This window comes from Euryarchaeota archaeon, assembly GCA_016207515.1.
Lineage (GTDB): Archaea > Thermoplasmatota > SW-10-69-26 > JACQPN01 > JACQPN01 > JACQPN01.
Window position 1 is genome coordinate 114,474 of sequence record JACQPN010000021.1, and the last position, 25,492, is coordinate 139,965.

Genomic DNA, 25,492 nt, shown 5'->3' on the forward strand with positions numbered 1-25,492 from the left:
CGGGTCGGGCGCGATGGATGGTCGTCGACGCCGTCCTACTCGTAGCGTAACGCTTCCACGGGATCGACCCTCGCTGCCCGCCATGCCGGGAGTATCCCCGCGACGACCCCGACGCCGACCCCCAAGAGGACCGCTATCGCGTACCATTGCGGAAGGAAGACGAATGGCAACGCAGTCGAACCGGGGGCAAAACTCTGGACGAGCTGTCCCAATCCTATCCCCATGAGGCTCCCAAGGAGGATCCCGGCAACCGCCCCCACGACGCAGATGGCGACGCTTTCGACCAGGAAGACCAGTAGGACGTCGCCGCGGCTTGCCCCGGTCGCTTTCATCACGCCGATCTCCCTTGTCCGCTCCTGCACCGAGACGAGCATGATGTTCGCGATTCCCACGAGCCCAACAAGTAGCGATATGGCCCCGATCGCTCCGATGAAGGCGGTGAACTGGCCGACGCCCGTCGAGATGAACCCCGCCGCCTCGTCTTGAGTGAGGTACTGGAAGGCGAGACGGTCGCCTTTGAGGTCCTTGGCGTCGCTTTCCGTCTCCATGAACGCCTTGACCCTCTCCCGCAGGGCCCCCACCTCGGCGGCCTCCTTCGCGCGTATCGACAGCATCTGCCAGCCATGCGTGAGGGTGCCGTTCATGGGCGTGAGCCGCGCGAAGGAGCTTCCGACCACCAACGTCTCGCCGCCGCCGAAAGTCTGGGCCTTGAGCACGCCCACGATCGTCACATTGGCGCTCGTGAACCCGCCGCCTTCGGCCGGATAATTGAGGACGAGTTCCACGCCCCGCAGGTCGCTTCTGTTGGTCAGGGCCATGAGTCGTAACGCGGTCTGATTGCTCACGACGGCATCATGGACGTCCACTATGTCCGTCCCGTACTCGAAACGGGACGTCGTGATCCCGCGCCTCACGTTCACCGAGATCCCCGGAACGGACGCGTTCACAAGCCGGACCTCGGCGGGCGAGAGCGGCGCCGTCGCTCCCACTCCAAGCACACCTGTGAGGTTTGCAACGCCGTCCACGTCGCGGTCCGTGAACGCGATCGTCGTCGCGGTCTGCGGCGGGCCGTTGAAGTTGGGGCGCGGCGACAACGATACGGCGATGAGGTCCGCGTCGAATTGCGTCGTTATCTGGCCCAAGATGGACTCTTGGATGCCTGCGCCAAGGGTCACGATACCGATGACCGATGCGATGCCGAGCACGACGCCGATGGCCGCAAGAAGGCTACGAAGCTTGTGCGTCCCGATGCTCGTCGCCGTGATGCGGGCCGCGTCGGAAAGCCTCATTCACGACGCCCCTGTCGGGCGGCTCCGGGCGACGTCGTTTCCCCGGATACGGCCGTCGAGCATCGAAACCACGCGGTCCGCGCGGCGGGCGATCTCGCGATCATGGGTCACGAGGACGATGGTGCGGCCCTCGCGGCGCAGTTCCTCCAATATGTCCAGGATCTCCTTGCCCGTCTGGCTGTCGAGGTTGCCGGTCGGTTCGTCGGCGAGGATGACCTTCGGATCGTTCACCAACGCTCGTGCGATGGCGACGCGTTGGCGTTGACCACCCGAGAGTTCAGACGGGCTGTGGCCACTGCGCTCAGCCAGCCCGACGCGGCGCAGTATCTCGAGGCCGCGCTCGCGGCGCGCGGGTCCTGAGAGCGTCGCCGAGTAGTACAGCGGCAACGTGACGTTCTGGAGCGAGGTCAATCGAGGCACCAGGTTGAATGACTGGAAAACGAACCCGATGCGGCGTCCGCGTAGCGCCGCGAGGCGCCGGTCAGAGAATCCGGCGACACTCGCGCCCTCGTGGAGGATCGCCCCTTTGGTGGGCGTGTCGAGGGCACCCAGAAGATGAAGCAGCGTCGTCTTCCCGGATCCCGACGGTCCCATGAGCGCCACGTACTCACCTTGGGCGATTGAAAGGCTCACATCGGAAAGTGCATGGAACTCGGAGTCCGTGCCAACGAAATAGGTCCTCCAAACGGCGCGCGCTTCGAGCGCCGGCGCGCTGCCCTTGGATCTGTCGGCAGAGCCCCGATCGACGACCGTGAACCCCTTCACAGGTCACCGACCCGCGCGGCAGGATCGTTCATCGCGGGGCTTCGACCGTCGTCGCATCGCGTCTGGTCCCGCTCATCCATGATGACGTCCACGCGACCAGGAACCGGCGGCGATTATTTAGCGACTCGCTGTCTTGGCCGCGACGTCTTCGGGACAAGGGTCGCCTCTTCCACCGTCAGGATGCCCGAATCACGACGCCATTCTTTCGATGATTTCCCGATTCGGAGCCGGGCCTCGAAATCCGGACCGTCGAGCACCAGGGACTCGTACTCCCCCCCTTCCCCGCCGATGTGGATGCCGTTCGTCACGTGCAACCGTTCCAAGGCGGCGACGGCCTCCGGATCGATCCGTCGCCCAAGCCACGTCTCGTCGAGCCCGTCGGCCGCACATGCGACGATCCGTGCATCGAAGCCGCCCGCGATGATGGAATCGAGAAGATGCCTCGGGTCCTTGTGCCAAAGAGGCGCGTATGACCTGATCCCAAGCTCGTGGCAGACGCGATCCACGCGCGTCCTTTGGTACTCGCTCGCGACCGCGCCGCTCACGATGCCGTCGATGTCGAGGCCCGCGAGAGCGTCGCGTAGCGCATCGAGTTCGTGTTCCTTCTCGCCCGGGGTATCACGTGTCACGAGCGGGATCCCCAGCGCTTCGGAAAGAAGGGGTGTGAGATGGAGGTTGGGGACGTGGAACATGTGGCTGTCAGAGGCCGCCGGCTTCACGGTGACGAGGTGAGTGACGTCCCAGCCCCAGTTCTTGGCGACGTGGATCGCGTACGTGGAGTCCTTTCCGCCGGAAAAGAGCGCCGCGACCTTCACGCCGCGTAGTAGCCGGTAAGTCGTTGAAAAAGGCGGCGCATTAACTCTAAATAAGCCGCGGCCGCTGGGCGAGCGTGACCGGGCCGGCGGATGAGAAGAAGGAGGTCCGTGTCCGTCGCATGTTCGAGCGGATAGCCCCGACATACGACCGGGCCAACACGATCCTCACTTTCGGGCGTGACGCGGTGTGGCGACGACGCGCCATACGTTCGCTCGACCTGAAACCAGGTGAACGCCTCATCGACATCGGCTGCGGTACGGGGAGGCTCCTTGCGGAAGCTCGACGCCAACAACCGGCCATCCTCCTCACCGGCCTCGATTTCGCTCGCGAGATGCTGCGCCAGGCAGGAGACCAGGGAGCGGGCGGCTACGCGCAGGGCGACGCGCTCCGGCTGCCGTTTCGAGACTCGTCCTTCGACGCCGCGGTGACCGCGTGGGTGCTTAGAAACGTCAACGACATCGACCTGTTCTTTTGCGAGGCCACACGCGTTTTGAAGGCGGGCGCCCGGATAGCGAGTGTTGAGATCGCGAAACCAACGGGAGCGGCCGCGCGGGCGGTCCATTCGCTCTACTTCGACACCATCATGCCTCCCATCGGCGGCCTCATCTCGGGCGAAGGATGGGCCTACTCCTATCTTTCGGTCTCCCTGAAGGAGTTCCCATCGCCGGAAAAGATCGCCGCCTCGATGAGAACCGCCGGTTTCGAGGACGTGCGGTTCAGGCGCATGGGCGGCGGGGCGATAGTGCTACACACGGGCCGGAAAGGATGATGCGGTCTTGCCCCGGGCGCCGTGGGCATCGTAATGATGGAAACTATTAATCGGGACCATCGTCTCCACGCCCGATACCGTGGGCTATCGCGACCTTTCCGAGTGGATCGAGACCCTTGAATCAAAGGGCGAACTGAGACGCGTCAAGGCGCCCGTCAACGTCGAACTCGAAATCAGCGAGATAACGGACCGCGTCACGAAGACCGGCGGCCCCGCGCTTCTTTTCGAGAACCCCAAGGGCTACGACATGCCGGTGTTCATCAACGGTTTCGGCACCGAGACGCGCATGAACATGGCGCTCGAGACGCGTGACCCCAAGGAGATAGGCGAACGCCTCGTGGGGTTGATGAAACCCAAGATCCCGCGAGGGCTTGGTGACATCCCGGAGGCCCTCGACACCGTGAAGGAACTCTTCTCCTTCCCGCCGAAGAAAGTTTCGAACGGCCCCGTGAAGGACATCATAGCGACGGGCGCCGAAGTCGACATCACAAGACTACCGGTGCTCAAATGCTGGCCCGGCGACGGCGGACGATTCATCACGCTTCCCCTCGTCATCACCCAGGACCCGGAGACGGGCACGAGAAACGTCGGCACCTACAGGATGCAGGTCTTCGACAAGAACACGACGGCCATGCATTGGCAGACGCACAAGGGTGGCGCAAAGCACTTCTTCAGGGCCGAGAAGCTCGGCCAACGCCTCGACGTCGCCGTCGCGATCGGCTCCGATCCCGCCACCATGCTCGCCGGGATCATGCCGCTACCCGAGGAGTTCGACGAGTTCATGTACGCGGGGTTCGTGCGAGGCGAGCGCGTCCCGCTCGTGAAATGCGAGACGAACGACCTCATGGTGCCTGCGAACGCGGAGATCGTGCTCGAAGGCTACGTCGACCCGGGGGAGCGGCGCGTCGAGGGGCCCTTCGGCGATCACACGGGCTACTACAGCCTCGACGACGAATTCCCGGTGTTCCACGTGACAGCTCTCACGAGACGGGAGAAACCGGTCTACGCGACGACGATAGTCGGCAAGCCCCCGCAGGAGGACGGTCCCATCGGAAAAGCGGTGGAACAGATGTTCCTTCCAATGATGCAGCTGCAGTTCCCGGAAATCGTCGATATCAACCTCCCCGTTGAATCCATCTTCCACAACCTCGCGATAGTCTCCATCAAGAAGCGTTATCCGCATCACGCGAAGAAGGTGATGATGGGGCTTTGGGGCCTCGGCCAGATGATGTTCACGAAGATCTTCATCGTCGTCGACGACGACGTCGACGTGCACAACATGCGGGAGGTCCTTTGGGCGTTCACAACAAGGTACGACCCTGCACGGGACACGGTGATACTCTCGGACATGCCCGCCGACACCCTTGACCATGTCGGACCGCGAAAAGACGTTGGGGGAAAGGCCGGCATCGACGCGACGAAGAAGTGGAAGGAAGAAGGTTTCGATCGCCGCTGGCCGGACGTGATCGAAATGGACGATGCGACGAGGAAACTCGTCGATTCGCGGTGGCGCGAGTATGGACTCGGCCCTTGACGCCCCGGCGATCGCCCGCCCCGGCGGCGCGACGTTGGCCACGCGGCGCCCGTTGGCGATGCGCCTCATGGAATTCGTGAAGATCGAACACTCGCTCTTCGCCCTTCCCTTCGTCCTTGCCGGCCTCGTCCTCGGCTTCGAGGCGGTCGCCGTCTCGCCGTTCACCGCTCCCGGCATCCGCATCGTCGCGCTCTCACTCGTGGCCGCCGTCGCGGCGCGGACCCTCGCGATGACCTTGAACAGGCTCATTGACGTTGGGATAGACTCGCGTAACCCACGGACAGCGGAGCGCTCACTTGTGACCGGTGAGATCTCCAAGGAGACCGCCGTGGGGATAGCGATACTGAGCCTCGTGGCCCTCGTCTATGCGGCGGGGGAATTGAACCCGTTGGCCTTGCTCCTCGCGGCCCCCCTTGTCGGGCTCTTTGTGTTATACCCGTACACGAAACGCTTCACTTGGGGGTGCCACTTCGTCCTGGGGCTGGCACTCGGATGCGCGCCCCTCGGCGGCTACATCGCGGTGACCGGTTCGACGGCCGGCATCGCACCCGTGACGCTCCTCGGGTTCGCGGTCTACCTATGGGTAGCCGGGTTCGACATCCTGTATTCGCTGCTTGACATCGATTTTGACAGGAAGCACGGTATTGGATCGATTGCCGGTGCTTTCGGGGCGGACACGGCCAAGTTGACCGCCCTGTCGCTTCACGCGGGGATGCTGGCGGTGTTGGCGATGTTCGCGGCCGTCAAGGACCTTGACATCGTTTTCACGGGTGCCCTGGGGATCGCGACGCTACTCTTGTTCATGGAGCATCGCCTCGTCAGGAAGGGCGATGTGGCCAGCATCAACAAGGCGTTTTTCAACGTCAACGCGATGATCGGTTGGATCCTCCTTGCCGGGATCTGGTTGGGGCTCGGGCACCAATAGTGGAAGACCATTCGCCGGCACAAGGTAGGTTACGCTTCGATTGAGAGCCCGGATTCCCGCGCCAGCCCGACCCGCTGTTGCTCGTCACCTTGCCAGCCGGTTCTAATTCCAGAACCGGCGCGCCGCGGTGACTCGCTGTTGCTCGTCACCTTGCGCGTAGATTCAGTTCCAGAATCTCCGCGCCCTCGCGGACTCGCTTCGCTCGTCCGCTTGCCCGTCGCTTCAACTCCAGAAGCGCCGGGCTTCGATGACTCCGCTTCGCGTCGTCATCTCCCGCTCCGGTCCTAATTCCAGAACCGGCGCGCCGCCCGGATCTTCTCGACCTTCACGGCGGTCGAGGCGACCTCCTTGAGGAGGTCTCCGAGCATCACATCCACGATCGCGTCTCGGAAGTCAGGCGTGATCGTGTAGAGATCGCAAAGCAATTCGCCGTTGTTCGGCACCTGATCGAGGGAGCATCGGCTCTCCACCATGTTCGAGCAGTTGCCGCACGAAGCGTAGAGCTTGCCGCCATCGGCCATTCTAGGGCCCGAGGGGGGCGGTGATTGTGGCCCCAGGGACGGTTCCTTCGGCAAGTTTTCGTCGTGTTCGCCAAGACGGTCTTCGGTGTTCACGCCTCCAAATTATTCCGGCAACGTTATAAAAACTTCCGGGAGTCCGGTTCCGGGGTGGAGATGTCGTTGAAACTAATCGTCCAGGGAGTGACCACGTTTTCATATATCATCGAAGATAATAGTTTCGGGCCGCATCAAAGTGGGGTTCCACGCGAAAACGTTCATCAGCAAAAACGCGCTTTCCGAGGCGTGCATCACGCGGAGATTGTGCGCCGGTTCGTCTGGTTGAGCTTCGCCGTCGTGATCGCCGCGATCGCAGTGGCCATCGCCTACAGTGTGTTACGGGCCTTGGCCGGCGACAACCCAATCGTGGGCCTCATTGCGTTCATCTTCGCAATCGCCGCGCTCATGTTCATCGTCGCCGCCATGTTCTTCTCAAGCGGGCCGAACCTGGGTTACTTGTTGAAGCGCGGGAAGGAAGAGTAGGGGCGCCGCCGCGGATCTTGGCGAGCGCCGACCCGTGACGCAGGACACTATCCTCCGGCGTTGGCCGCGTTTCATCGGACAAGCCCACCAGACAGGCTCAAGGCCGGGGGCGCGTATCCGGCATCATGCGAATCAAGCCGCGACGCGCCGTGCGCGCGATGACGCAATACGTCCCCGGAAGACCCATCGAGGACGTGAAGCGCGAACTCGGGCTTACGAGCGTCTTGAAGCTTGCAAGCAACGAGAACCCGTTGGGACCTTCCCCGAAGGCCGTCGAAGCGGTGAAGACGGCCCTCGCCGAGGCGCACCGCTACCCCGAGCCCACGAGCCGGGCGCTACGCGAGGCGATCGCGTCGAGATGGTGCGTCGCGCCAGACGCCGTCTTCGTGGGTAACGGCAGCGACGAGATCTTCAGGCTCCTCGCGGAGACCTACCTCGAGACCGGCGAGGCCGTCGTCTCGCCGCGGCCGTCCTTCTCCGTCTACGCTTCCGTCGCGCGCCTCGTAGGGGCCCGGGCCGTGGAAGTCCCGTTACGCGGTTTCGAGCACGACCTCGAAGGGATGGCGGAGGAGGCGTCGCACGCTCGATTGGTTTTCCTATGCCGCCCGAACAACCCGACGGGGACGACGTTCGACGAGGCTTCGTTCAAGACGTTCATGGGCGCCGTCCCGCCCGACACAATGATCGTCCTCGACGAGGCGTACGCGGAGTTTGATGATTCCGGGTTCGACGCGAGACCCTTCCTTTCGAGGCACCGGAACCTGATAGTGAGCCGGACGTTCGCCAAGGCATATGGCCTTGCGGGGTTACGCTTGGGATACGCGGTCGGCGACCCCGAGGTCTTACGCCCGCTCTTCACGACGCGCGATCCTTTCAGCGTGAACCGCCTCGCTCAAGCGGCAGGGCTTGCAAGCCTCGAGGACGAGGCGCATCTTCGAAGCACGCTCGAAACCGTCCGCATGGGGCGAACGCAGATCTACGACGCGGCCAGGGCCTTTGGACTATCCTACACGCCGAGTCAAGCGAATTTTGTCCTCTTGGAGATCGGCGACGCGGCGAAACACGTGACCGATTCGCTGCTCAAGGAAGGCATCATCGTGCGTCACACGGAAAGTTTCGGCCTTCCGCATCACATACGGGTGACGGTCGGGACGAGGGACGAGAATGAAAGGTTCATCCAAGGGTTGAGGCGGGCGATCGGAAAGTAGGCGCCAAGGGGTTCACTTGACTTCCATGACGGCGGCGTCCGGTCCCTCGGCTCCCCCGTAGATCTCATCGAACTTGTAATCCTCCCACTTGCGCCTGCCGAGCACTATCTCGACCTCTTGCGGCGTGAGCATGGGGACCGGGTAACGGGCGACGTCCTCCACGGCTATCCGCGGGCAACTCGTGTTCACCCACGCCCCGAGGTGCCGGAAATATTGGAGGATGTCGGGGCTGAAGTAGTTGACCGAGATGATGACCGCCTCTCGACCGTCGGCTTCGAGCACCCGCTTCAGGTGATGGGCGTACTTGAGCCTGTTCTGCCCCACCTTCGTCCCCACGAACACGCCCCACTTCTTCGCACCTTGCGCGCGGGCGATCGCAGCGTAGCGTTGGCGGAGTATCTTGTCCTTGAGAGCGGCGATGTCCCTCGCCGTGTTGTCGACGGGGTCGGCCACGATCATGGGCTTTCCGGTCGCCATCGCAAGGCCGAGGGGATGGAAGTCGCCGGTGCCCACGTAGAGGAAACAATCGACCTCGTCCTCGTGGAGGCTTCCCGCGGTGTAGTTGCAGCCCAGAAGCTGCCCCGCGTCGGCGAGCCGGTTATCCCCCTTGCCGACCAGTGGTTCGAAACCGCCCCTCACGAGCGCCGCTTCGACCTGCGGCAGTTTGTGGCTATGCTGCGCGGTGGACACTATCCCCACCTTGCGGGCGCCGATGCCGGTCAAGAGAGGCACCGCCGCTTCCACGGCCTTTTCCACTTCGACGCGGCTTCTCGCTCTCACGTACATTATCGGCGTGTCTGGGATCAACTTCTCGACGCTCGGCATGGGGGCGTGGCCGAAGTGGACGAGCAGTTCGACGCCTTGGCCGAAAAGGTCGAGTGAAAGGTCGCAAGCCCCATAGCAGGGGTCGCCGCTCACGATGGTGGAAATGCCCGTCGCCTTCTCGATCCCTCTCGCGATGTCGGCGGCGCGGTCGCGAAGGCCATCCGGAAACTGGAGCCCGACGCTTTTCACGCCGCGCTTCCTGATCGCCTCGATTATCCCATCGAGCTCAAGGTCGTAATCGGCGAATGTCCACTTCTCGACCACGGGCGGTCAGATCTCCCCGTGCGCCCGGAGCACGCGGCGAAGAACCGGCAGGAAGCGTTTGAGCGCCGGGCGCATCACGTGCGGCATGACGGTGATGCGCAGTCCCACGGTAAGATTGGCCGGTGTGAGGAGCCACCCTTTCCTCTTCAGCGCGTCCCGTACGACGCTCGGCCGCTTCACGCGAAACGTGACGATGTTGAGGACCGGCGGTGTCGCGAGTCCGACGCCCATCGCCTGGAGTTCGCTTGCGAGGAAGCGGGAATCGGCGATGCACGTCTTCACCACTTTCCGGTAGCCTTCGACGCCCAGGTGCTCCATGACGGCGTATGTCGCCGCGGAGGCGGCGCCCGGTCTCGTCCCGCGGATGGTGGGTTGCCTTTTGGTCGAGACGTACGGCGTCTCGGTCCCGATGAGGTCGATGTCCGCGCCGTCGCGCGCCGCGAGAAATCCGGACGGGATGGGCGCCATCCCCATCTTGTGGCCGTCGACGGCGATGGTCGAGACGCCGCCGTTCTTGAAATCGAAGGCCGGGCAGGCAACGTCGCGCGGCAGGAACGGGATCACGAAGCCGCCGAAGGAGGCGTCGACGTGAAGGTGGACGCCGGCCGCGGATGAGATCCTCGCGAGTTCCGGGATGTCGTCGACTGTGCCGAGTTCCGTCGTCCCCGCGATGCCGACGATCGCCGCGGTCTCTCTACTCACCAGTTTCCGGACCGCTGTCGTGTCCACGGTGAAATCGGTCCCTACGGGTGCCGTCACGAGCGTGAGGCCGAGGTAATCGGCGACCTTGTTGAAGCTGAAGTGCGCGGTCTCCGGGACGATGACCTCCCGTTTTCCGCTGCGTTTCGTGGCGATGCGCAGCCCCGTGAGGTTCGCATCGCTTCCCCCCGAGGTCGGCGCGGCCCACCCGGCCGCGGGGGCGTTGAGCATCCGAAGCACTCCCCGCAAGGCCTTCACCTCGATCTCGGTGGTCCCCGGATGCAAGTGCGGGTCGCCCATGTTGGTCTCAAGGAAGGCCCCGTACGCGGCGACGGCGATGGGGTGGGGAGCGGTGCACATCGAGCCGAGGATGCGGCCCGACCGGAAGGTGTGGTCTTTCTTTCGGGCCCGAGCGAGTTCGGCGACGACCGATGAACGCGAGCGTCCCCTAGGTTTCATTTTGTTATCAAGGGGCGCGTAAGGGCTTCCCGTTGATAAGCGTATCCGGGTCCCATGTGGAGGACGGCGCTACGGGCCCGCGCCGTTATCCACGCCGGTCGGATAGTTCTGGCTTTCAAAAAGGCACGAAACAACGCCTCTTGAGCTTTTACCCGCCGGTCTACGTCAAGAGCCGTTTTCATTCAGACAAGGTTATAAATCCCTTGGAGTGTGGAAACAGTATGTTCCGCAAGGATGGGAAGCGGGAAGCGGCGCCGTCACGCCCGCACGCGTTCGGCCACGGCGGCGTCGGGGCGCTCGCCCCGTTGTCGCGTTGGGTGGCCGAGACGCTTTCCTACAACGACGCCGACGACGAGGCACGACGGTCGGCCGCGCGAAAGCACTGAACGCGCGCCGGTCCCAAGCCGATCTGGACGGCCTCTTCTTCCGCCCGTTTCTCGCCCCGGCACCCTTTAAGGGACGATTCGCCATTGTGAACCCGATCCACGTGGGCAAGGCCGACAACTTTTCCGATTGGTACAACGACATCGTCGAGAAAGCCGGGCTCATTGACAAGCGTTACCCGATAAAGGGCATGGACGTGTGGATGCCGTACGGGTGGGAGATCATGCGCGCAATGGACGGGCGCATCCGCGCGGAGATGGCGGCGACCGGTCACAAGGAGGTCCTTTTCCCGCTCCTCATCCCACAGACGGAGTTCAACAAGGAGAAAGACCACATCAAGGGCTTCGACGCCCAGGTCTATTGGGTGACCAAGGGCGGCAAGAACGACCTCGACGTCCCGCTCGTCGTCCGGCCGACCTCCGAGACGGCGATGTACCCGATGTTCGCCCTTTGGGTGCGTAGTCATGCCGACCTCCCATTGAAGATCTTCCAAATAGTCAACGTCTTTCGCTACGAGACGAAGCAGACGCGCTCGTTCATGCGTGTGCGGGAGATCCACTTCTTCGAAGCGCACACGGCGCACGACACGTTCGAGGACGCCGAACGCCAGATCGTGGAGGACCTCGAGATCGCCACAAGGTTCGCCCGCGGCCTCGGCCTCCCGTACGTCCTCTCCAAACGCCCCGATTGGGACAAGTTCGCGGGCGCCGACTACACCGTCGGCGTGGACGTCTTCATGCACGACGAGGCGAAGACCCTTCAGATCGCGAGCGTCCACCAGTACAGGCAGAACTTCGCAAAGCCGTACGGGATAAGCTACGAGAAGCCGGACGGCTCCCGCGAGCACTGCCACCAGACGACCTACGGGATGAGCGAGCGGCTCATGGGAGCGGTGATCGGCGTCCATGGGGACGACCGCGGGATAATAGTCCCCCCCGGGATCGCGCCCATCCAGGCCGTGATCGTTCCGATCATCTTCAAGGGCAAGGAGGCGGGAGTCCTCGAATCATGCCGCGCTGCCCTCGCGGAACTCAAGTCGGCGGGCCTACGCGTGCACCTCGACGACCGCGACATCACCGCCGGGTCGAAGTACTTCGATTGGGAGATGAAAGGCGTGCCGCTACGGATCGAGATAGGCCCGCGCGACATCGAGAAGGGCGAGGCGGTCCTCGTGCGCCGGCACGTCTCCGATTTCAAGGCGGCGAAGGTGACGGCGAAACGGGCCCAGCTTGCCGCGGACGTGGCAAAGGCGCTCGAGTCCATAACCGACGACCTGCGGGAAACGGCCGTCCAAAGGATGCACCAGAACGTCCGCACCGTCTCGACCCCGGAGGAGGCGAAGGCGCGCGAGGGGATCTCGGCTTTGAGCTGGTGCGGTGTCGAGAAGTGCGGCCTCGACATCGAGGCGCGAACGGAGAAGACCGTGCTCGGCATCCCGAAAACGCTCGAGGCGCACGATTCGACGCACGTGGTCGTCGATCTCGAAAAGGGCCACCAAGGCAAGTGCGTGATCTGCGGCTGCGAGACGAAGACGCTCGTCTACGTCTGCAAGACCTACTGATCGCGCCGCGCGCGGGGCGGTGAACGCGCGACGCGGGATGCGCAATCGACGGGGCAACCGGTCCCGCAGCAAGGCCTCGGGAAGACGCGCGGCCCCTCGTCTTTCGGCCTCCCTCGGAGCGGGATCGGATGAGGAAGAAATCAACGTACATCCACGGGACATCGGAGGGAGAGCAAGAGCGTCTACGCCGTCTCAACGCGCTCACGAACCTGCCCTTCGTCGATTTTCTATCGCTCTCGCCCGGGGAGAAGGTGCTCGACGTCGGGTGCGGACTTGGCACTCTCGCCCGTGATGTGGCGACGAAACTCGCACCTGGCTCCGTCACCGGTGTCGAGTTCTCGCTCGACCAGCTGCGGGCGCGCCCGGCCCTGCCGGGAAACGTGCGTCTCGTGCGCGGCGACGCCCACGCGCTCCCCTTTGGCGACGACGGGTTCGACGTCGCGTATTGCCGGTACCTCCTAGAACACGTCCCGGGGCCCGTCGAAGTGCTTCGTGAGATGAGGCGTGTTCTCAAGGTGGGAGGCCGTGCGATGGTGCAGGAGAACAACATCCTAGCGACCGCCTTCGATCCAGATTGCGAGGCATTCGACCGCGTGTGGGCGCGGTTCGCGACTCTGCAAGAGCGCCTCGGTGGCGACGCACTCATCGGCAAGAGGCTCTATGGATTGTTTCGCAAGGCCGGTTTCAAGGACGTCTCCCTCAGCGTGCAACCGGAACTCCACCACGTCGGGATGCAAAGCTTCGCCCCGTGGGTCGAGAACCTCATCGACAATCTCAAGCCCGCAGCCCCGGCCCTTGAAGAGCACGGCCTCGCAAGTCGGGAAGAGGTGGAGACAGCGTGCGAGGAGTTATCTTCGCTCCTGCGTATGGAGCACGCCAGCGCCCTGTTCTACTGGAATCGCGCATCGGCCGTGAAGTGACCCACGGCCATGGGACGCGACAAACCGATGATCCGTGGCGATTCCAGGAACCTTTGTGCAATAAAGCTTAAAGACCACGCAAGGCACTGGCTATTTAAGCCCATGAGAGCCACCCCCGTTTTCGGCGCGTTGATCATGGTCGCGGCAAGCCTAGCAGGTTGCGTCGACCCTGGTGCTGCGCCCGTTTCCCCTGCGTCCACCGACGACCAGTCGAAGGTGACCTTGGATTTCGATGCTCGGCTCGACGAGTCGCGCCCGGGAGCGATACTCGGCGTCGTCGGCGACCTCACGTTCGCGCCCCTCAAAGGCGCCAAGGTGTCGATCGACACGATGAACGTCTCGAGGGTTACGGACGAGTCCGGGCGGTACGAGTTCATCGATCTTGAGAACGGCCGCTACCTCGTGAGCGCTTCGCTCGAAGGCTACTTCACGAAGACCGCTAGCGCCGTGGTGAAGAACGGCACCATATACGAGCTCAACTTCAAGCTCGAGCAGATACCTACGAAGAACCCGTACTCGGTGCCTGCCGAGGCGAAGGGCCAGATATCCTGCCACGCGATCGCAAGCCACCCGTTCACGGGGGACGGGACGGAGTACAGTTGCGGCCAACTCGACCCGAACAACAAGGACCGGTTCCGGTGGGACTTGAACGAGGACGCCGCCGGCATCGTCATCGAGATGCGCTACACTCCGCAGACGTCGGCGAGTTCCCGCCTCTCCCTCACGGCGAGCACCGAAGGCTTCGGCGACCTCGACACGGACCTTGGACGCACGATCGGGGAGAACGGTTACGCTCGAATCGACGTAGGCCCGAGCGTCTTGAAGCGGTATTACGCGCGCGGCGGCACGTTCACGTCGTTCACGAAGCTCGCCCCGTCGCTCGGCGACGACGAGCAGGACACGAGCGGCGGCCTCGCCGTGAACCAGCAGTTCGAGATCGTGGTGACGGTCTTCTACGTCTTGCCAGGGCCGGCCAACTATTCCGTCTACCAAAAATAAGGCCTGGCAGCGCGGTCCGGCCTCACGCGCACGGATCACCCCGTTTTGATGCCCGCCGTGGATTCTGCCGGTGCCGAAGGATTAAGGTTAAGTCGGGGTGCCGTATTCCTCGAACCCCGGTGCGCCATGGGAATCTTTGACAGCATCAACCGCGGTTGGAACCTCACGAAGGCGAGCTACGAGGTCTTGAAGCTCGACAAGGAGCTCCTCCTCTTCCCCATCATCTCCACGATCGTCATGGTCATCCTTGCGGGCGGCGTCTTCCTCGGCATCGCGATCCCCGCGGCATCGTCTGGCAGCGAGATGTTGTTCTACCTTGCTCTTCTCGCAGCATACATCATGGGGACCTTCGTCGTCATCTTCTTCAATGCGGCCATCATCGCGTGCGCGAAGATCCGCTTCAGCGGCGGGAACCCGACGCTTGCCGACGGGATCAACGCCTCGATGCGCCACATAGGAGCGATCTTCCTGTGGGCCATCATCGCCGGCACGGTCGGTCTTGTCATCCGGATGCTCGAACGCGACAGCAGGTCGTGGATCACCCGCATAGTCATCGGCTTCGTCGGCGCCGCCTGGGCGGTGGCCACGTTCTTCGTCATCCCTGCCATCGTCCTCGAAGGCAAGGGGCCTGTGGAGGCGATGAAGTCGAGCATAGAGGTCGTGAGACGCACGTGGGGCGAGATGGCCGTGAGCCGCTTCGGGACGTGGGTCATATTCTCGATCCTCGGTCTCATAGGCGTCATCATGCTATTCGCCGTGATCCTCCCGGCGAGCGCGGCACTCGGGCCTTCCGGCTTCATCATCGGTGCCAGCCTCTTTGTGCCCTACGGTTTCATCATCGGTGTCGGCATCTTCGTGTTCTACATGGTGCTCGTGTCCGCAAGCTATGCGGCGATAAACGGCATCCTCACGGCCGCTCTGTACGAGTACGCGAAATCAGGCCGCGCCCCCACAGGGTTCGACGCCAACATGCTCTCCTGAAGGGCAGTGGCGGTCGATCGACGCCGAAGAGAAAGCCAGGACCCCGGGGAATCCCGCGGACAGATATCCACGACGGACCCGTGGGCGGCCGCGTAGGCCCCACCTTAACTGGCAAAACGCCTCTCCTTGAATCTCCCCCTTTGGGCCATATCCCGTAACCTAGGCCTTAAAAGCCGCCTTCCATAGAAGCAATTCCGATGGACGCGTGGATCGAGTTCCTCCTCAATGAGGTGGAAAGCGTCAAGAATCGCGGTTGGGCGCAAGAGAAGGATGCGCAGCGTGCGGGCCTCATCGACGCTTTCATGACGAATTTCAAGTTCCCCGTGGAATCGCGGATCAAGGGTTACGTCGTGGGGACGAGCAGCGTGCGCATCCCGCGCCTGAAAGTGAACGTCCGTGCGACGACCCGCAGCTCGCGTGGGAATCCTGGCTCCTCCGCTTCGGGTTCCAGCACGTCCCCGCGAAGCGTCGAAGCGAATGAGACGCGACGCCCGCACGGCGTGATGCTCGATTGTATCGAGGTGGTCCCCGAAGGGTGGACCGACGCCGCGTACGATCTCCTCGGTGGCCTATTCGTGCCCTGCGAACGGAAGCTCGAAGCCGGCTCCGTGATAAGCGCCGACATCGCGATACTGGACCCTAAGAGCTACATCTACAGGAAACCGGGTTTCGCGTGCGAGCCAAGGCGGCTCGACGTCCTCGTGGCGGTAGAAGCATAGACGGGGCCGCGAAGGAGCCCCATGCCACGATACATGTAGGCCGTGGGGCCCGACGCTCGTCAATTTTTCTTTGGAACTTCAAGTCCTAGGCCGCGGGCCACCTTTTCCATGGCTTCGACGTAGGAGTCCGGGCCGCACTCAAGAAGTTCCTTCACCAACGCGGTCGCGTACTCGGCGAGTTCCGCCTCCTCTTTCGAAAGCAGCCATGCGTCGTCGCGCGTCCCGCCCAACACGCGTCGCACCGCCGCGGACAGCGGCCTCAACGTCGGCATCTTCTTCTCCTCGGCGATGAGGATGCGCAGCGCTTCGGAACGGCCGTGGGCACGGTATTCCTTCGCCACGGCATCGAGGACCGCCAACTCCGGTGCGATGCTCTTGAAAGACGGGAGCTTGCCGACGATCGAAGTGCGCTTCGAAGCCTTCTCGGCCGAGCGCAGTTTGTCCATGGGGCTTCCGCCGCCCGCGAGGATGCGTTTCGCTGCCGCTTCGTCGCCCGCGACGGCCGTCAACGCCGCTTCGCCGCGGGTCGGGAAGAAGCGTTCGATGACCTTTGCGGCCGTGTCGTCCTCGACCACCACGACGCCGTCGTGACCGTCGAGCATGGCCTTCAATGCCGTCCTTTCGAGCGCGTCGGGGTCGAGCGCCTCGATGAACGCCCTCGCGTCGCTTGCGAAGAATGAATCGCCACGGACGTAAAGCGGCCCCGGAAGGGCTTGGAGCGCCTGTTTCCTTTGGGCGCGGGTCTTGCGCAAAAGGTCGCCGTCGCCGATCTTGCCCTTCCAATAGTCGTCGAGGATCGAAGCACTTGCCTCACTTGGGACGTTAGGCTCGTCTCCCGCATAGAGGTCGAGGCGATGGAGCTTCGCCTCCACTTTGAAATGCTCCCGTGGGGACGCCGTGCCGATGTGCCCGAAGAGCCGCGACAGCGAATTGGCGTTGCCGTCGCATCTTGCGCATTTGAGGAAACGGGCGTTGGCGCCTCGCCACGTGATCATGAGGTGGTCGGACTCCGGGACGACCGTGATGTGCGGGCATGCGTGGAAACCCGGGGCCTTCTCGATGAGACCCAGGAGCTTCGCTTTCTCCGCGATGAACCCGTCAGGCGGCTGCGGCGTCGTCCCGGAGCACAGCATTTCGTCCTCCATCGCATAGAAGTTGAGGCCCTTCTTCACGACGAGGTTGTGCATTGAAAGAAGCCTCAGCATCCGGTCGTCGTGGTGCTGGAACCCGACCAATTCTTCCTTCAGGGCGCCTCCGCGCACCGCATACGGGACGACGTTCGTCCCGATCCGCATGTTGGCGACGTAAGGGACGGAGCCCGTGAGGGCAAGAAGGAGCGTTGCCGCATACGCCCTGACGACGCGATGCGTGAAGAATCCCTTCGTGTGCCGGATCAAGCGTTTCTCGTCGCCGCGGTCGCGACTCACACGTTCGAGCTCTCTTGCAATCCTGCGGGAAGGGCACTTGTCGTTTCCACAGATGCAACGCGGGGCCGCGGTCTCGGGGTTTTCCGCGAGGTGCCTGGCGTTTCGGATGAGGTCGGCCTCCTCGACGCGGCCGGTGCTTCGAACGAGCGACCTACGCTGTTTCTTGGCCAATGCGCTTCACCACGTTAGGCGCGAAGCGTGGAATAAGGATTCTGTCCGAAGGATGCATGTGGGAGGGTCGTCTCCACCTCGAAAAGGGGTCGCGGTCACTTGGCCTTGACCCAGGAGAAGTTCCGCAAATACGCGGTCTTCCCGAAGCCGCAGGACGCGCACACGCGATGTCCCGCATGGAAGGAGTGCTTCCCGCAGCGGCGGCACCGGACGTGGGTCTTGGAGTTACGCTTGCCCTTGGACGCGGTTCCCTTGGACATCGGCTAGACCGTGGAAGCGAGGAATGGAGCACCCATATAAAAACGTTCCCAGCACCTTTTGCGAAAAGGTGCGTCAAAAGCCGGCCATCTTCGCGACGCTTCGCGTCGCTCGATGACCGTTAGGGACTGATATAGATGATATTGTCGCCTCTGATTATGACCGTCTCCCGCTTCGTCGTCTTTTCCTCCGGGGTCCCCGTCTTCTCGACCTCTTCCACGTTCTTCAGGACGAGATTCATGTGCGGGTGGTCGTAGCCGTCGAGTGTGCCTCGGTACTCCCGGTTGCCACGTAGATGCACGATGACGCGGCCGTTGAGGCTTCCGTGGAGGACATCGAGCGGCTTCTTCGACATGGACACTCCGCGATGATTCAAGAGTTACTTATACGCTCGTATCTCAGGGTCAGCGGCGGCGCGACGCGATGGCAAGAAGTAGCGCTCCGGTGGCTGTCGCCATCAATACGGCGCCCATCTCGAAGCCGGGCGTCCGCGTGGTGTTCCCGCCTGCCGTCGCGTCTTGTTGTGTGGGGTTCCCGCCCGTCTCGCTGGCGGGTGTTGCCGGGGCGGCGCCAGTCGTCTCTTTGATCGTGAGCGTGCGCATGTTCCAGAGATCGCCAGGATCCGGCACGCCGTCGCCGTTCACCGCGTTCACCGAAAGTCTGAAGGTAACGTCGCCTGTCCCTCGCGCGGGCGCCGTCCAATGGACCATCCATTCGCGCTGGTCGTTTCCTGCGGCCGTATGCGTGGCGGCACCGGATTGGATGCGATAGCTCGTCTCGCCGCTTGGGGCGTGGAAGCTTCCGGCCGAGCTTGCGAGAGCGAAGCCGCCTTGGTTCTGCTGCACGGGGAGTGTGGGAAGCCCTCCGCCGATGACGACTTTCAGGGAGTACGACTGCATGGCCACGTATTCGCCGGGCGCTTCGAGTGTCGCTACGATGGTCGTCGAAGGTTGGAGGCCGTGGCAGCCTTGTCCGCCGCAGCCAAGGGCGGCCCGGTCGCCGAACCCGTCGGCATGCGCCGCGACGTCGCTTGCGATGGAAAAGAACGACAATGACATCGCGACGAGGAATACGCCGACCTTGAGGGCCCTGGCCTTCATGCGCTCTAACCATGGGGCGCGCTGATAAGCCTTGTTGGGCGGCAGTCGGCCTTCCAACCTCACCGGCCCGCGATCATCTCGAGGAGCTTGTACCGCCGCACGCGCCCCACGCCGGAGCGTTCCTCCTCGGGGACAAGCCTCACCTCGTCGTAGATGTGGAGGAGTCTGTCCGTCGTGCCTTCTATCGCGTAGCTTTTCGCCGTCTCGATGGCGGCCGAGCTGACGCGCTCGCCGTGCCGGTACGCCTCGACCGCGTGGCGCGCGAGGCCACGCGAGTCGCCGGGGTCGAACATGTACCCGTTCTCGCCATGCCTCATGTAGTCGACGAGCCCGCCGGCCGATGCGCAGACCACCGGTGTGCCCTTGTGCATCGCTTCGAGTGCCACCATACCTTGTGTCTCGAACTGGCTTGGCATCACGAAGACGTCGGCGCGCTCGTACAAGGCGCCGAGTTGGGCGTCGGGGATGTATCCTGTGAAAGTGAAACGATCGGAGAGCCCTGCGTTTCTCACTTGGTCTTCGTAGTGTGCTTTGGCCGGTCCTCTACCGGCGACGATGAACTTCGCGTCCGGGAGGGCGTCGATGATCTCCGGCGCCGCACCGATGAGGGTCTCCAGCCGCTTCTCCAAGGCGATGCGTCCGGCGGAAAGCACCACGGGTGTGTCTTGCGCGAGGCGTAACCCATCGAGGATCGAAGCGTCGGTGGCCGCGAAGCGCGAGTAATCTACTCCGTTCGGGACGACGTAGAGCTTGGCGATGTCGGTCGGGCGTTCGGCAAGGATCGCGTCCTTCGTCGCTTGCGTGGGCGCTATCACTGCGTCGCACCGGCGGAAGTACCATCCGAGATGCGTCCAGATGAAACGCGCGAGCGTCCGCTCGCCGAGTTCCGATTTCGCGATGTAGTTCGTGGCGAGGTCGACGCGCGTGTGGTACGTCATGACGAGCGGCAGGTGCAGCCAGCGCGCGACCCACACCGCCCGTAGCCCCATGAACGCCATCCCGTGGCTGTGGACGAGGTCTATGCCGAGCCTTTTCACGTGCGAACGGACGGGGTACGGAAGGACCGGCAACCTGTAGTCGGGGTATGAGCGAAGGGGACGTCCGGGGAAGAAGATCACGTTCGGGTCTACGTTGGTCTCGCGGCTCGTGGCATCGCCCGGGGCGAAGATGAAGACCTCGTGGCCCTGTTTTTCGAGAAGCCGTCGAGTCGAGACGAGCGATGTGACCACCCCGTCGATGGTGGGTAGGTACGTGTCGGTGAACATCGCGATGCGCAATTCGTCCTCACGGCTCCTTGGCCGGGTGAATGCCGGCGTCGGTCACGACGCCGAAAGCGGCGAAGGGGCCTATTAGGTGCCGTGTCCCGCGCAGCCAAACAGCCGTATTTTTCATGGTCGAAGTTCGGCTTTTGCCGAACCTCCATCTTTTGATATTCTGAAAAGCCTCAGCCGCTCCAGGTTGACGCTGTCCCGGACGCGCCAGGCGACCGTGAACGCGATCCCCGCAAAAAGCCAACCAGCGAGGATGTCGACGAGCCAATGGACGCCGATATAGAGGGACGCTATCGGGATGCCGACCGCAAACAGCGTCGCTACAGCGGCATAACGCCTGTGGCCGCTCGCCCACGCGACCGCCGCAAGGCCCGCGGAGAGGCCGCTATGAAGACTCGGGATCTCGTTGTTCGTCGTCGTGAACTTCCAATAGGATTCGGCGACCCCGGGCCAGATCTCCGGCATCCGGAAGTCGATCACGGGCCCCGCGTACCACGCGTTCGCCGGGTCCTGCGAGACCACCCAAGGGTCGTAGACCGGGAAGAAAAGGTAGAGCGGGATCGCGAAGACGTACGTGATCGCGACGGTGAGGACACAAAGCCGCAACGCCTTCGCGTCCTTGACCAGGATGTAGAAGACCGGGCTGAAATAGATGAGGAACGGATAACCGAAGAGATAGATCGCGAGCAGTGGGTAATCAATGGAAGGATGGCTCACGGTCTGGAAGACCGCGACCGCGTGCCCCTCGAACGAGTAGACGAGTCCGGTGAAGTCCCAACCAAGTGCGTCCGTCACGGCTTGATCGACGTTTATCTCGACGAAATGCACAACCATCACGAAAAGGAAGAGGACCACGAACGGGACGCTCTCGTCGACGGAGTACGCAGTGGGCCAATCAAAGCGCCCCCGTGAATACACGGGCGGTTCGGCGAGGACGAAGAGCGCCAACGCGATGAGCAGGAAGTTTCCGCCGAGGATGATCCCCCATGTCGTGATCGCATCGGTCATCTAGGCGTCCCACCCCCTCGCGTTCCGTCCACCTCCAGCAACGCCGTCTCCCGTCGCCTAGAACTTCTCGCCCGTGATGCGCTCGTAGAGGTTCATGTAAAGAGCGCTGACCTCGGCCGTGACCGCCCCCGGAAGGGCCGGGATGTCCGGCTCGGGTGTACGCGCCTCCCGCGCTTCCTGGAGCTTCTCGTAATAGCCGACTTTCCTGTAATACTGCCTCACGTGCTCTTTGGAAAGCTCCACCGTCTCGCCGGCCTCGAACCTCTTCTTGTCCCACCACCGGTCCTCGTCGGCGGTGCCGAACGTGTCGATGAGCATGAGTTCACGGTCTTGGTCGAACGCGAACTCCTTCTTGCCATCGACGTGGACAAGCCCGCGCTCCGAGGCACCCCTCGCTATCTCCTCGTCGATTCGAAGCACGGTGCGCTTCACGTTCTCGAGCTCCGTCTCGTTGAGCCCGGAGATCCGTTTCGCCTCGTCCTCCGACAAAAGGCGATCCACTTTCTCGAGTTTCGTCGTGAATTCGAGCATGGGCCTTGGAAGCTTCTCCGCATACTTCGGTGCGTGTGCCTTGGAAAAGCCGAGCGTCTCGGGCTTTACCTCACCGGCCTTCAATCGATCATGGAGCGAGCCTGCGACGTAGTGGCGGCAGATGACCTCGAGCGGGATCAAGTAATTGGTCGTCTTGTGGTCCAGCTTCGCGTAGTCCGCGATCACCTGGACACGGCGCACCCGCATCTTGTCAGGCGCGTTCTGGGAGAGGAAATGCGTCTTGATCCCGATGCGTTCGACGCGCTTGAACCAGAATGCGCTGGTCCGGGCGAGGGTCTCGCCCTTTCTTGGGATGAGCGTCGGGATGACCTTGTCGAAGACGCTTATCTGGTCTGTGAAGTGGAACTCAAGTTCCGTCTGCGAGACACCGTAGACCTCCTTCACCTTGCCCTTCCTGAGAAGCTCCATGCTCATCGAAGGGAAGAAAGGATACACCGTTTTTACGCTTTCTATGCTTGGATTTTTATGCGGTACGCACATACGCGTGGGCGTGGCTCGGACAAGAGGGCGGTTGGTCACCTTCGAAGGTATCGACGGTTCTGGAAAGACCACGATCGCGAGATCAGTAGCCAAGGAGCTCCGGCTAAGGGGGCGGGAAGTGCTCGTGACGCGCGAACCCACGGGGTCCTGGCTCGGGGACGTCGTGAAGTCGAGCCTACGGAACAAGCCGGGTCGCCTGGCGGTCGATCCGTTGGCGCAGGCGCACTTGTTCATGGCGGACCACGCCGGGCACTTGTCGGGCATCGAGAAGGTCCTCGACTCGCCGAAGACCTCGGCGATAGTACTTTCCGATCGCTTCAGTGATTCAATGATCGCCTACCAGGGGGCGACCCTCGCCTCGCGCCTCGGCGGCACGGGGAAGGCTATGCGCTGGCTGGAAAACGTGCAGGCCGCGTACGACCGCGCCCCCGACGTCACGTTCCTCATCGACGTGCCGGTACCGGTGGCCATGGCGCGCCTCGAAAGCCGTCGCACGCTAACGGATTTCGAGCGTCCGGCGTTCCTTGCCAAAGTGCGGGCCAACTATCTCCGCCTCGCGAAGCGCGAATCACGCTACGTCACCATAAACGGTAATAAGCCCGCAGGCGAGGTGGCTGCCGATTGCATGGCGGCGCTTCGACGCCGCCGCATCGTCTGACGCAATCGAGGATATAAATGGCCGCAGTCGATATCCGCTCCGCCGTGGCGACGAGGCGTCCTGCCGTGGACTTCAGGGGCAGATCCTACGCCCCGGGAACCGTGTTCAGGAGCGGCCTCGCGGTCGCCGTCTTGTCCCTCTTCGTACTCATCTACTCGTACAGCGGCGAACGAATCTACTTCGTCCAGTACTTCATCCTCGCCATCATCTCGGCGATCGTCCTTTCCGTCTCGACGGTCGTCGCTTGTTGGGGCCGCGTCAACATGCCCCGTTCACAACAGGCAAGGCGCGCCCCTTCGAACCCGGGCAAGGCCCGCGGCACGCCGATCATTCTGACGACGGCGCCTTCCGCGCCGCCCGCGGCCCCGGCCGAGGAGGGTGGCGTGGAGGTGGTCGCCCGCCCACGTGCCGTATTGGAAGAAGGCGCGCCGGAATCGCGGGCGGGGCCGTCCACAGCCCAGGGTGAGGCATCCGTTCCTCTCACGACCGTCCATATCGCCTGCCCGAGATGCAAGACGCGGTTCAAGGCGGAAGGGCTGAGGCCGTTCGTCGCGAAGTGCCCGACCTGCGGCGCCAAGGGCAGGATCAAATGAAGGCCTGAAGCAAAAACGGAGAGAGAAAAAAAAGAAAAAGAGCCAGCCTTATCTCTTGCGGCTCTTCTTCTTTGCCTTTGCTTTTGTTTTCTTCTTTTTCGCTGCCAAAGTCTTCACCACGTTTTTTCTGCGTAGTCTGCTGATCTTGACCCGACGCGGCGGCCGCGCGGGAACCTGGCGTGAACGCAAACTCAGAAGCGTCGACTCGAGTCTTCCTATCTCGGCCCGAAGCATCTCGTTCTCGGCTTCAAGCGTCGACAATTCCTGCCGGGCAGAGTGCAACTCGTGCTCCAGCATCCTCACTTGCTCGGGGTCGGCGCCGGTCTCGACCGGCGCAAGCGAAGCATCAGACGACGTTGGATCGGAACCGGCGACCGTTTCCTTCTTCAATTCCTCGAAGACAGCGCCGTTCCCATCGTCAAACGCCATGGTCTTCTGGAACGAAATTGAGTAAGTCGATAGATAAGTGTTGTGAATTGGTTCGATGAAAAGCGCGCAACGTCGCGTTCCGTGCGCGTTTCTCCTATGATTCTTCGCGGATCGATCAGCGATTCGATGGCGTGTGACGCTTGCGGATCATGACCTCGCCCGTCGCGGCATTGCGGATGCGCGTGCGCAACACACCACATTTCTTGCAACGGTAGCCCGCAGTATCTCCGAACGGGACGGTGCCTCCCGGCGTGCCGGAATCCTCGAAGAACGCTTGTTCGGTGTTGCACGTTTCGCAAAGGCCACGGATGTCGGGCGGGCGGGGCATCGCCAACGCCAACGAAGTGGGCGCGAAAAGACTTTTCGAACGCCACGACCACGTTGTGTGACCCGTGCACGGCGCTCCGCGGACTTCGGCTTCGCCTTCGTCCGCTTACTCCGATGTTCTCGCTGACGCTCGAAGATCGTCACTTCGATGACTAGCTTCGCTCGTCATCTTGTCCTCGCGTTCTCGCTCACGCTCGAACGCTCGGATTTCGATGACTAGCTAGCACTCGTCATCTCGCTTCCGAACAACTCGCTGACCCTCGTTGTTCGTCAGCGTCGCCGACTCCGGCTTTGCCGTCGTCCGCTTGCGCCGATGTTCTCGCTGACGCTCGAACATCGTCACGCCGCGGAACGGATTTGAACCGTTGACCGTCCGGTTAACAGCCGGACGCTCCACCAGACTGAGCTACCGCGGCACGACCCTTTTTGGCCAAGCCAAAAAGCGGCGTACGTAACCCCATATCGCCTAGCCCGCGCGGAACCGACGGTTCCGCCAGGGTCGACAGAAAAACTCCGACGGACCGTTCGGCACGGGCCGGTCGTTTTTCCCTCGGCTCTGCCGACAAAGAAGCGCCCGATAATATACTTGCGGTGGCACCGTCACTGTTGACCGAGGGTCTTTCTCAGGTCCGCGACCGTGTTCGCCATCGAGTTCAGCAGGTCTTTCAGGTTGGCGAGGAAATCGTAGACCTTGGCCGTCGTCACCGCGCCTTGAGGCGACGGCTCGATTAGACCCTCCGATTCGAGGATACGCAGCGAATACCTGACCTTGTGCTGGGGGAAGCCCGTGATCTCGGCGAGTTTGATGATGCCCACGGGTTGGTTGTCCATCACGGCCTTGAGCATCATCACGTGCCGCTGCAAGAGCTCTATCTCCTGCTCGATCTTGCCCGTTATGGTGCTGGCCTGGTCTGGGCGGGTTGCCTCAAACTCGCTACCCTCGTCAAGACTCATTCAGGCTCAGCCGACCCCGTTTCCTGGCGAATAGACGAGCCGGACCTTCGACCCCGTTTCCCGCCTGCGCCTTCTTCGCGTCGCGGCCGCGATTCCACTCTTCGCCC

General features: G+C 62.8%; 29 protein-coding genes and 1 tRNA gene. 13 read left to right on the forward strand and 17 right to left on the reverse strand.

Annotated elements, in window-relative coordinates; all coding sequences use genetic code 11:
• Positions 1-35 precede the first annotated feature (35 nt).
• From HY556_09030 to HY556_09040, 3 genes are all read right to left on the reverse strand, one after another.
• The gene (locus HY556_09030) at positions 36-1,289 is read right to left on the reverse strand and encodes an ABC transporter permease (GenBank protein MBI4393922.1); all 1,254 of its coding nucleotides are present in this window, start codon (positions 1,287-1,289) and stop codon (positions 36-38) included.
• Complete coding sequence (locus tag HY556_09035; protein MBI4393923.1) at positions 1,290-2,054, reverse strand: ABC transporter ATP-binding protein; 765 nt, start codon at positions 2,052-2,054, stop codon at positions 1,290-1,292. It abuts the gene before it with no gap.
• A 113-nt stretch (positions 2,055-2,167) separates the two neighbouring features.
• A complete protein-coding gene (locus HY556_09040) occupies positions 2,168-2,869 on the reverse strand; it encodes a TIGR00289 family protein (GenBank protein ID MBI4393924.1) in 702 nt (233 codons plus the stop codon).
• Positions 2,870-2,943: 74 nt separating this feature from the next.
• Between HY556_09040 and HY556_09045 the strand changes: the two genes are divergently transcribed.
• The 3 genes from HY556_09045 to HY556_09055 all read left to right on the forward strand — a co-directional run bounded on the left by HY556_09045 (position 2,944) and on the right by HY556_09055 (position 6,098).
• The gene (locus tag HY556_09045) at positions 2,944-3,639 is read left to right on the forward strand and encodes a ubiquinone/menaquinone biosynthesis methyltransferase (GenBank protein MBI4393925.1); all 696 of its coding nucleotides are present in this window, start codon (positions 2,944-2,946) and stop codon (positions 3,637-3,639) included.
• Positions 3,640-3,718: 79 nt separating this feature from the next.
• On the forward strand, positions 3,719-5,173 hold the full coding sequence (locus HY556_09050; protein MBI4393926.1) for a menaquinone biosynthesis decarboxylase: 1,455 nt from the start codon (positions 3,719-3,721) through the stop codon (positions 5,171-5,173).
• The gene (locus tag HY556_09055; GenBank protein ID MBI4393927.1) at positions 5,157-6,098 is read left to right on the forward strand and encodes a 4-hydroxybenzoate octaprenyltransferase; all 942 of its coding nucleotides are present in this window, start codon (positions 5,157-5,159) and stop codon (positions 6,096-6,098) included. The genes HY556_09050 and HY556_09055 overlap by 17 nt, the downstream gene beginning before the upstream one ends.
• 284 nt (positions 6,099-6,382) lie before the next feature.
• On the opposite strand, the gene HY556_09060 is transcribed toward HY556_09055, so the two are convergent.
• A complete protein-coding gene (locus HY556_09060) occupies positions 6,383-6,712 on the reverse strand; it encodes a hypothetical protein (protein MBI4393928.1) in 330 nt (109 codons plus the stop codon).
• A gap of 189 nt (positions 6,713-6,901) precedes the next feature.
• Between HY556_09060 and HY556_09065 the strand changes: the two genes are divergently transcribed.
• Positions 6,902-7,138, forward strand: coding sequence for a hypothetical protein (locus HY556_09065; protein MBI4393929.1), 237 nt, complete (start codon positions 6,902-6,904; stop codon positions 7,136-7,138).
• A gap of 125 nt (positions 7,139-7,263) precedes the next feature.
• Positions 7,264-8,346 (forward strand): histidinol-phosphate transaminase, encoded by a 1,083-nt coding sequence (locus HY556_09070; GenBank protein MBI4393930.1) that lies wholly within the window; start codon positions 7,264-7,266, stop codon positions 8,344-8,346.
• A 12-nt stretch (positions 8,347-8,358) separates the two neighbouring features.
• Here the strand turns inward: HY556_09070 and dph2 are convergent, their stop codons facing one another.
• Together dph2 and mfnA are read right to left on the reverse strand one after the other, a co-directional pair.
• The gene (gene dph2 / locus HY556_09075) at positions 8,359-9,435 is read right to left on the reverse strand and encodes a diphthamide biosynthesis enzyme Dph2 (protein ID MBI4393931.1); all 1,077 of its coding nucleotides are present in this window, start codon (positions 9,433-9,435) and stop codon (positions 8,359-8,361) included.
• A gap of 6 nt (positions 9,436-9,441) precedes the next feature.
• Entirely contained in the window at positions 9,442-10,593 is a 1,152-nt protein-coding gene (gene mfnA / locus HY556_09080; protein MBI4393932.1) for a tyrosine decarboxylase MfnA, read from the reverse strand.
• Positions 10,594-10,814: 221 nt separating this feature from the next.
• Here mfnA and HY556_09085 point away from each other — a divergent pair, with 221 nt between their 5' ends.
• The 6 genes from HY556_09085 (at position 10,815) to HY556_09110 (ending at position 16,157) form a co-directional block, all read left to right on the forward strand.
• Positions 10,815-10,979, forward strand: a complete 165-nt coding sequence (locus HY556_09085; GenBank protein ID MBI4393933.1) for a hypothetical protein — start codon at positions 10,815-10,817, stop codon at positions 10,977-10,979.
• 95 nt (positions 10,980-11,074) lie between these two features.
• Positions 11,075-12,538 carry a proline--tRNA ligase gene (locus HY556_09090; GenBank protein ID MBI4393934.1) on the forward strand — a complete coding sequence of 488 codons (1,464 nt, stop codon included), beginning with the start codon at positions 11,075-11,077 and terminating at the stop codon, positions 12,536-12,538.
• A gap of 128 nt (positions 12,539-12,666) precedes the next feature.
• Complete coding sequence (locus HY556_09095; GenBank protein ID MBI4393935.1) at positions 12,667-13,458, forward strand: methyltransferase domain-containing protein; 792 nt, start codon at positions 12,667-12,669, stop codon at positions 13,456-13,458.
• A gap of 102 nt (positions 13,459-13,560) precedes the next feature.
• Positions 13,561-14,457: a carboxypeptidase regulatory-like domain-containing protein gene (locus HY556_09100; protein MBI4393936.1), complete on the forward strand. Its 897-nt coding sequence runs from the start codon at positions 13,561-13,563 to the stop codon at positions 14,455-14,457.
• Between the two features lie 126 nt (positions 14,458-14,583).
• Positions 14,584-15,438, forward strand: a complete 855-nt coding sequence (locus HY556_09105; protein MBI4393937.1) for a hypothetical protein — start codon at positions 14,584-14,586, stop codon at positions 15,436-15,438.
• Positions 15,439-15,635: 197 nt separating this feature from the next.
• The gene (locus HY556_09110; GenBank protein ID MBI4393938.1) at positions 15,636-16,157 is read left to right on the forward strand and encodes a hypothetical protein; all 522 of its coding nucleotides are present in this window, start codon (positions 15,636-15,638) and stop codon (positions 16,155-16,157) included.
• Positions 16,158-16,216: 59 nt separating this feature from the next.
• Here the strand turns inward: HY556_09110 and HY556_09115 are convergent, their stop codons facing one another.
• The 7 genes from HY556_09115 to HY556_09145 form a co-directional block, all read right to left on the reverse strand.
• Positions 16,217-17,755 (reverse strand): hypothetical protein, encoded by a 1,539-nt coding sequence (locus tag HY556_09115; GenBank protein MBI4393939.1) that lies wholly within the window; start codon positions 17,753-17,755, stop codon positions 16,217-16,219.
• Positions 17,756-17,850: 95 nt separating this feature from the next.
• Entirely contained in the window at positions 17,851-18,015 is a 165-nt protein-coding gene (locus tag HY556_09120) for a 50S ribosomal protein L37e (protein ID MBI4393940.1), read from the reverse strand.
• Positions 18,016-18,134: 119 nt separating this feature from the next.
• A complete protein-coding gene (locus HY556_09125; protein ID MBI4393941.1) occupies positions 18,135-18,368 on the reverse strand; it encodes a small nuclear ribonucleoprotein in 234 nt (77 codons plus the stop codon).
• A gap of 49 nt (positions 18,369-18,417) precedes the next feature.
• Positions 18,418-19,113, reverse strand: a complete 696-nt coding sequence (locus HY556_09130) for a hypothetical protein (GenBank protein MBI4393942.1) — start codon at positions 19,111-19,113, stop codon at positions 18,418-18,420.
• A gap of 59 nt (positions 19,114-19,172) precedes the next feature.
• A complete protein-coding gene (locus HY556_09135) occupies positions 19,173-20,390 on the reverse strand; it encodes a glycosyltransferase (protein ID MBI4393943.1) in 1,218 nt (405 codons plus the stop codon).
• A gap of 111 nt (positions 20,391-20,501) precedes the next feature.
• Positions 20,502-21,392 (reverse strand): phosphatase PAP2 family protein, encoded by an 891-nt coding sequence (locus HY556_09140; protein ID MBI4393944.1) that lies wholly within the window; start codon positions 21,390-21,392, stop codon positions 20,502-20,504.
• A 57-nt stretch (positions 21,393-21,449) separates the two neighbouring features.
• On the reverse strand, positions 21,450-22,352 hold the full coding sequence (locus HY556_09145; protein ID MBI4393945.1) for a phosphoribosylaminoimidazolesuccinocarboxamide synthase: 903 nt from the start codon (positions 22,350-22,352) through the stop codon (positions 21,450-21,452).
• An 82-nt stretch (positions 22,353-22,434) separates the two neighbouring features.
• Between HY556_09145 and tmk the strand changes: the two genes are divergently transcribed.
• Positions 22,435-23,082, forward strand: coding sequence for a dTMP kinase (tmk, locus tag HY556_09150; GenBank protein MBI4393946.1), 648 nt, complete (start codon positions 22,435-22,437; stop codon positions 23,080-23,082).
• Between the two features lie 17 nt (positions 23,083-23,099).
• On the forward strand, positions 23,100-23,675 hold the full coding sequence (locus HY556_09155; protein ID MBI4393947.1) for a hypothetical protein: 576 nt from the start codon (positions 23,100-23,102) through the stop codon (positions 23,673-23,675).
• Positions 23,676-23,723: 48 nt separating this feature from the next.
• Here HY556_09155 and HY556_09160 read toward each other — a convergent pair whose 3' ends face one another.
• The 4 genes from HY556_09160 to HY556_09175 form a co-directional block, all read right to left on the reverse strand.
• On the reverse strand, positions 23,724-24,104 hold the full coding sequence (locus HY556_09160; protein ID MBI4393948.1) for a hypothetical protein: 381 nt from the start codon (positions 24,102-24,104) through the stop codon (positions 23,724-23,726).
• A 115-nt stretch (positions 24,105-24,219) separates the two neighbouring features.
• Positions 24,220-24,432: a hypothetical protein gene (locus tag HY556_09165; GenBank protein MBI4393949.1), complete on the reverse strand. Its 213-nt coding sequence runs from the start codon at positions 24,430-24,432 to the stop codon at positions 24,220-24,222.
• Positions 24,433-24,773: 341 nt separating this feature from the next.
• Positions 24,774-24,847: transfer RNA gene (locus tag HY556_09170), tRNA-Asn, on the reverse strand.
• A 184-nt stretch (positions 24,848-25,031) separates the two neighbouring features.
• Entirely contained in the window at positions 25,032-25,385 is a 354-nt protein-coding gene (locus HY556_09175; protein ID MBI4393950.1) for a hypothetical protein, read from the reverse strand.
• Positions 25,386-25,492 lie beyond the last annotated feature (107 nt).

Coding starts and splice junctions, on each gene's coding strand:
- HY556_09030 (MBI4393922.1), bottom strand. CDS start 1,289: ATGAGGCTTTCCGACGCGGCCCGCATCACGGCGACGAGCATCGGGACG.
- HY556_09055 (MBI4393927.1), top strand. CDS start 5,157: ATGGACTCGGCCCTTGACGCCCCGGCGATCGCCCGCCCCGGCGGCGCG.
- HY556_09070 (MBI4393930.1), top strand. CDS start 7,264: ATGCGAATCAAGCCGCGACGCGCCGTGCGCGCGATGACGCAATACGTC.
- mfnA (MBI4393932.1), bottom strand. CDS start 10,593: ATGAAACCTAGGGGACGCTCGCGTTCATCGGTCGTCGCCGAACTCGCT.
- HY556_09085 (MBI4393933.1), top strand. CDS start 10,815: ATGTTCCGCAAGGATGGGAAGCGGGAAGCGGCGCCGTCACGCCCGCAC.
- HY556_09095 (MBI4393935.1), top strand. CDS start 12,667: ATGAGGAAGAAATCAACGTACATCCACGGGACATCGGAGGGAGAGCAA.
- HY556_09100 (MBI4393936.1), top strand. CDS start 13,561: ATGAGAGCCACCCCCGTTTTCGGCGCGTTGATCATGGTCGCGGCAAGC.
- HY556_09105 (MBI4393937.1), top strand. CDS start 14,584: ATGGGAATCTTTGACAGCATCAACCGCGGTTGGAACCTCACGAAGGCG.
- HY556_09110 (MBI4393938.1), top strand. CDS start 15,636: ATGGACGCGTGGATCGAGTTCCTCCTCAATGAGGTGGAAAGCGTCAAG.
- HY556_09120 (MBI4393940.1), bottom strand. CDS start 18,015: ATGTCCAAGGGAACCGCGTCCAAGGGCAAGCGTAACTCCAAGACCCAC.
- HY556_09125 (MBI4393941.1), bottom strand. CDS start 18,368: ATGTCGAAGAAGCCGCTCGATGTCCTCCACGGAAGCCTCAACGGCCGC.
- HY556_09130 (MBI4393942.1), bottom strand. CDS start 19,113: ATGAAGGCCAGGGCCCTCAAGGTCGGCGTATTCCTCGTCGCGATGTCA.
- HY556_09140 (MBI4393944.1), bottom strand. CDS start 21,392: ATGACCGATGCGATCACGACATGGGGGATCATCCTCGGCGGAAACTTC.
- HY556_09145 (MBI4393945.1), bottom strand. CDS start 22,352: ATGGAGCTTCTCAGGAAGGGCAAGGTGAAGGAGGTCTACGGTGTCTCG.
- HY556_09155 (MBI4393947.1), top strand. CDS start 23,100: ATGGCCGCAGTCGATATCCGCTCCGCCGTGGCGACGAGGCGTCCTGCC.
- HY556_09160 (MBI4393948.1), bottom strand. CDS start 24,104: ATGGCGTTTGACGATGGGAACGGCGCTGTCTTCGAGGAATTGAAGAAG.
- HY556_09165 (MBI4393949.1), bottom strand. CDS start 24,432: ATGCCCCGCCCGCCCGACATCCGTGGCCTTTGCGAAACGTGCAACACC.
- HY556_09175 (MBI4393950.1), bottom strand. CDS start 25,385: ATGAGTCTTGACGAGGGTAGCGAGTTTGAGGCAACCCGCCCAGACCAG.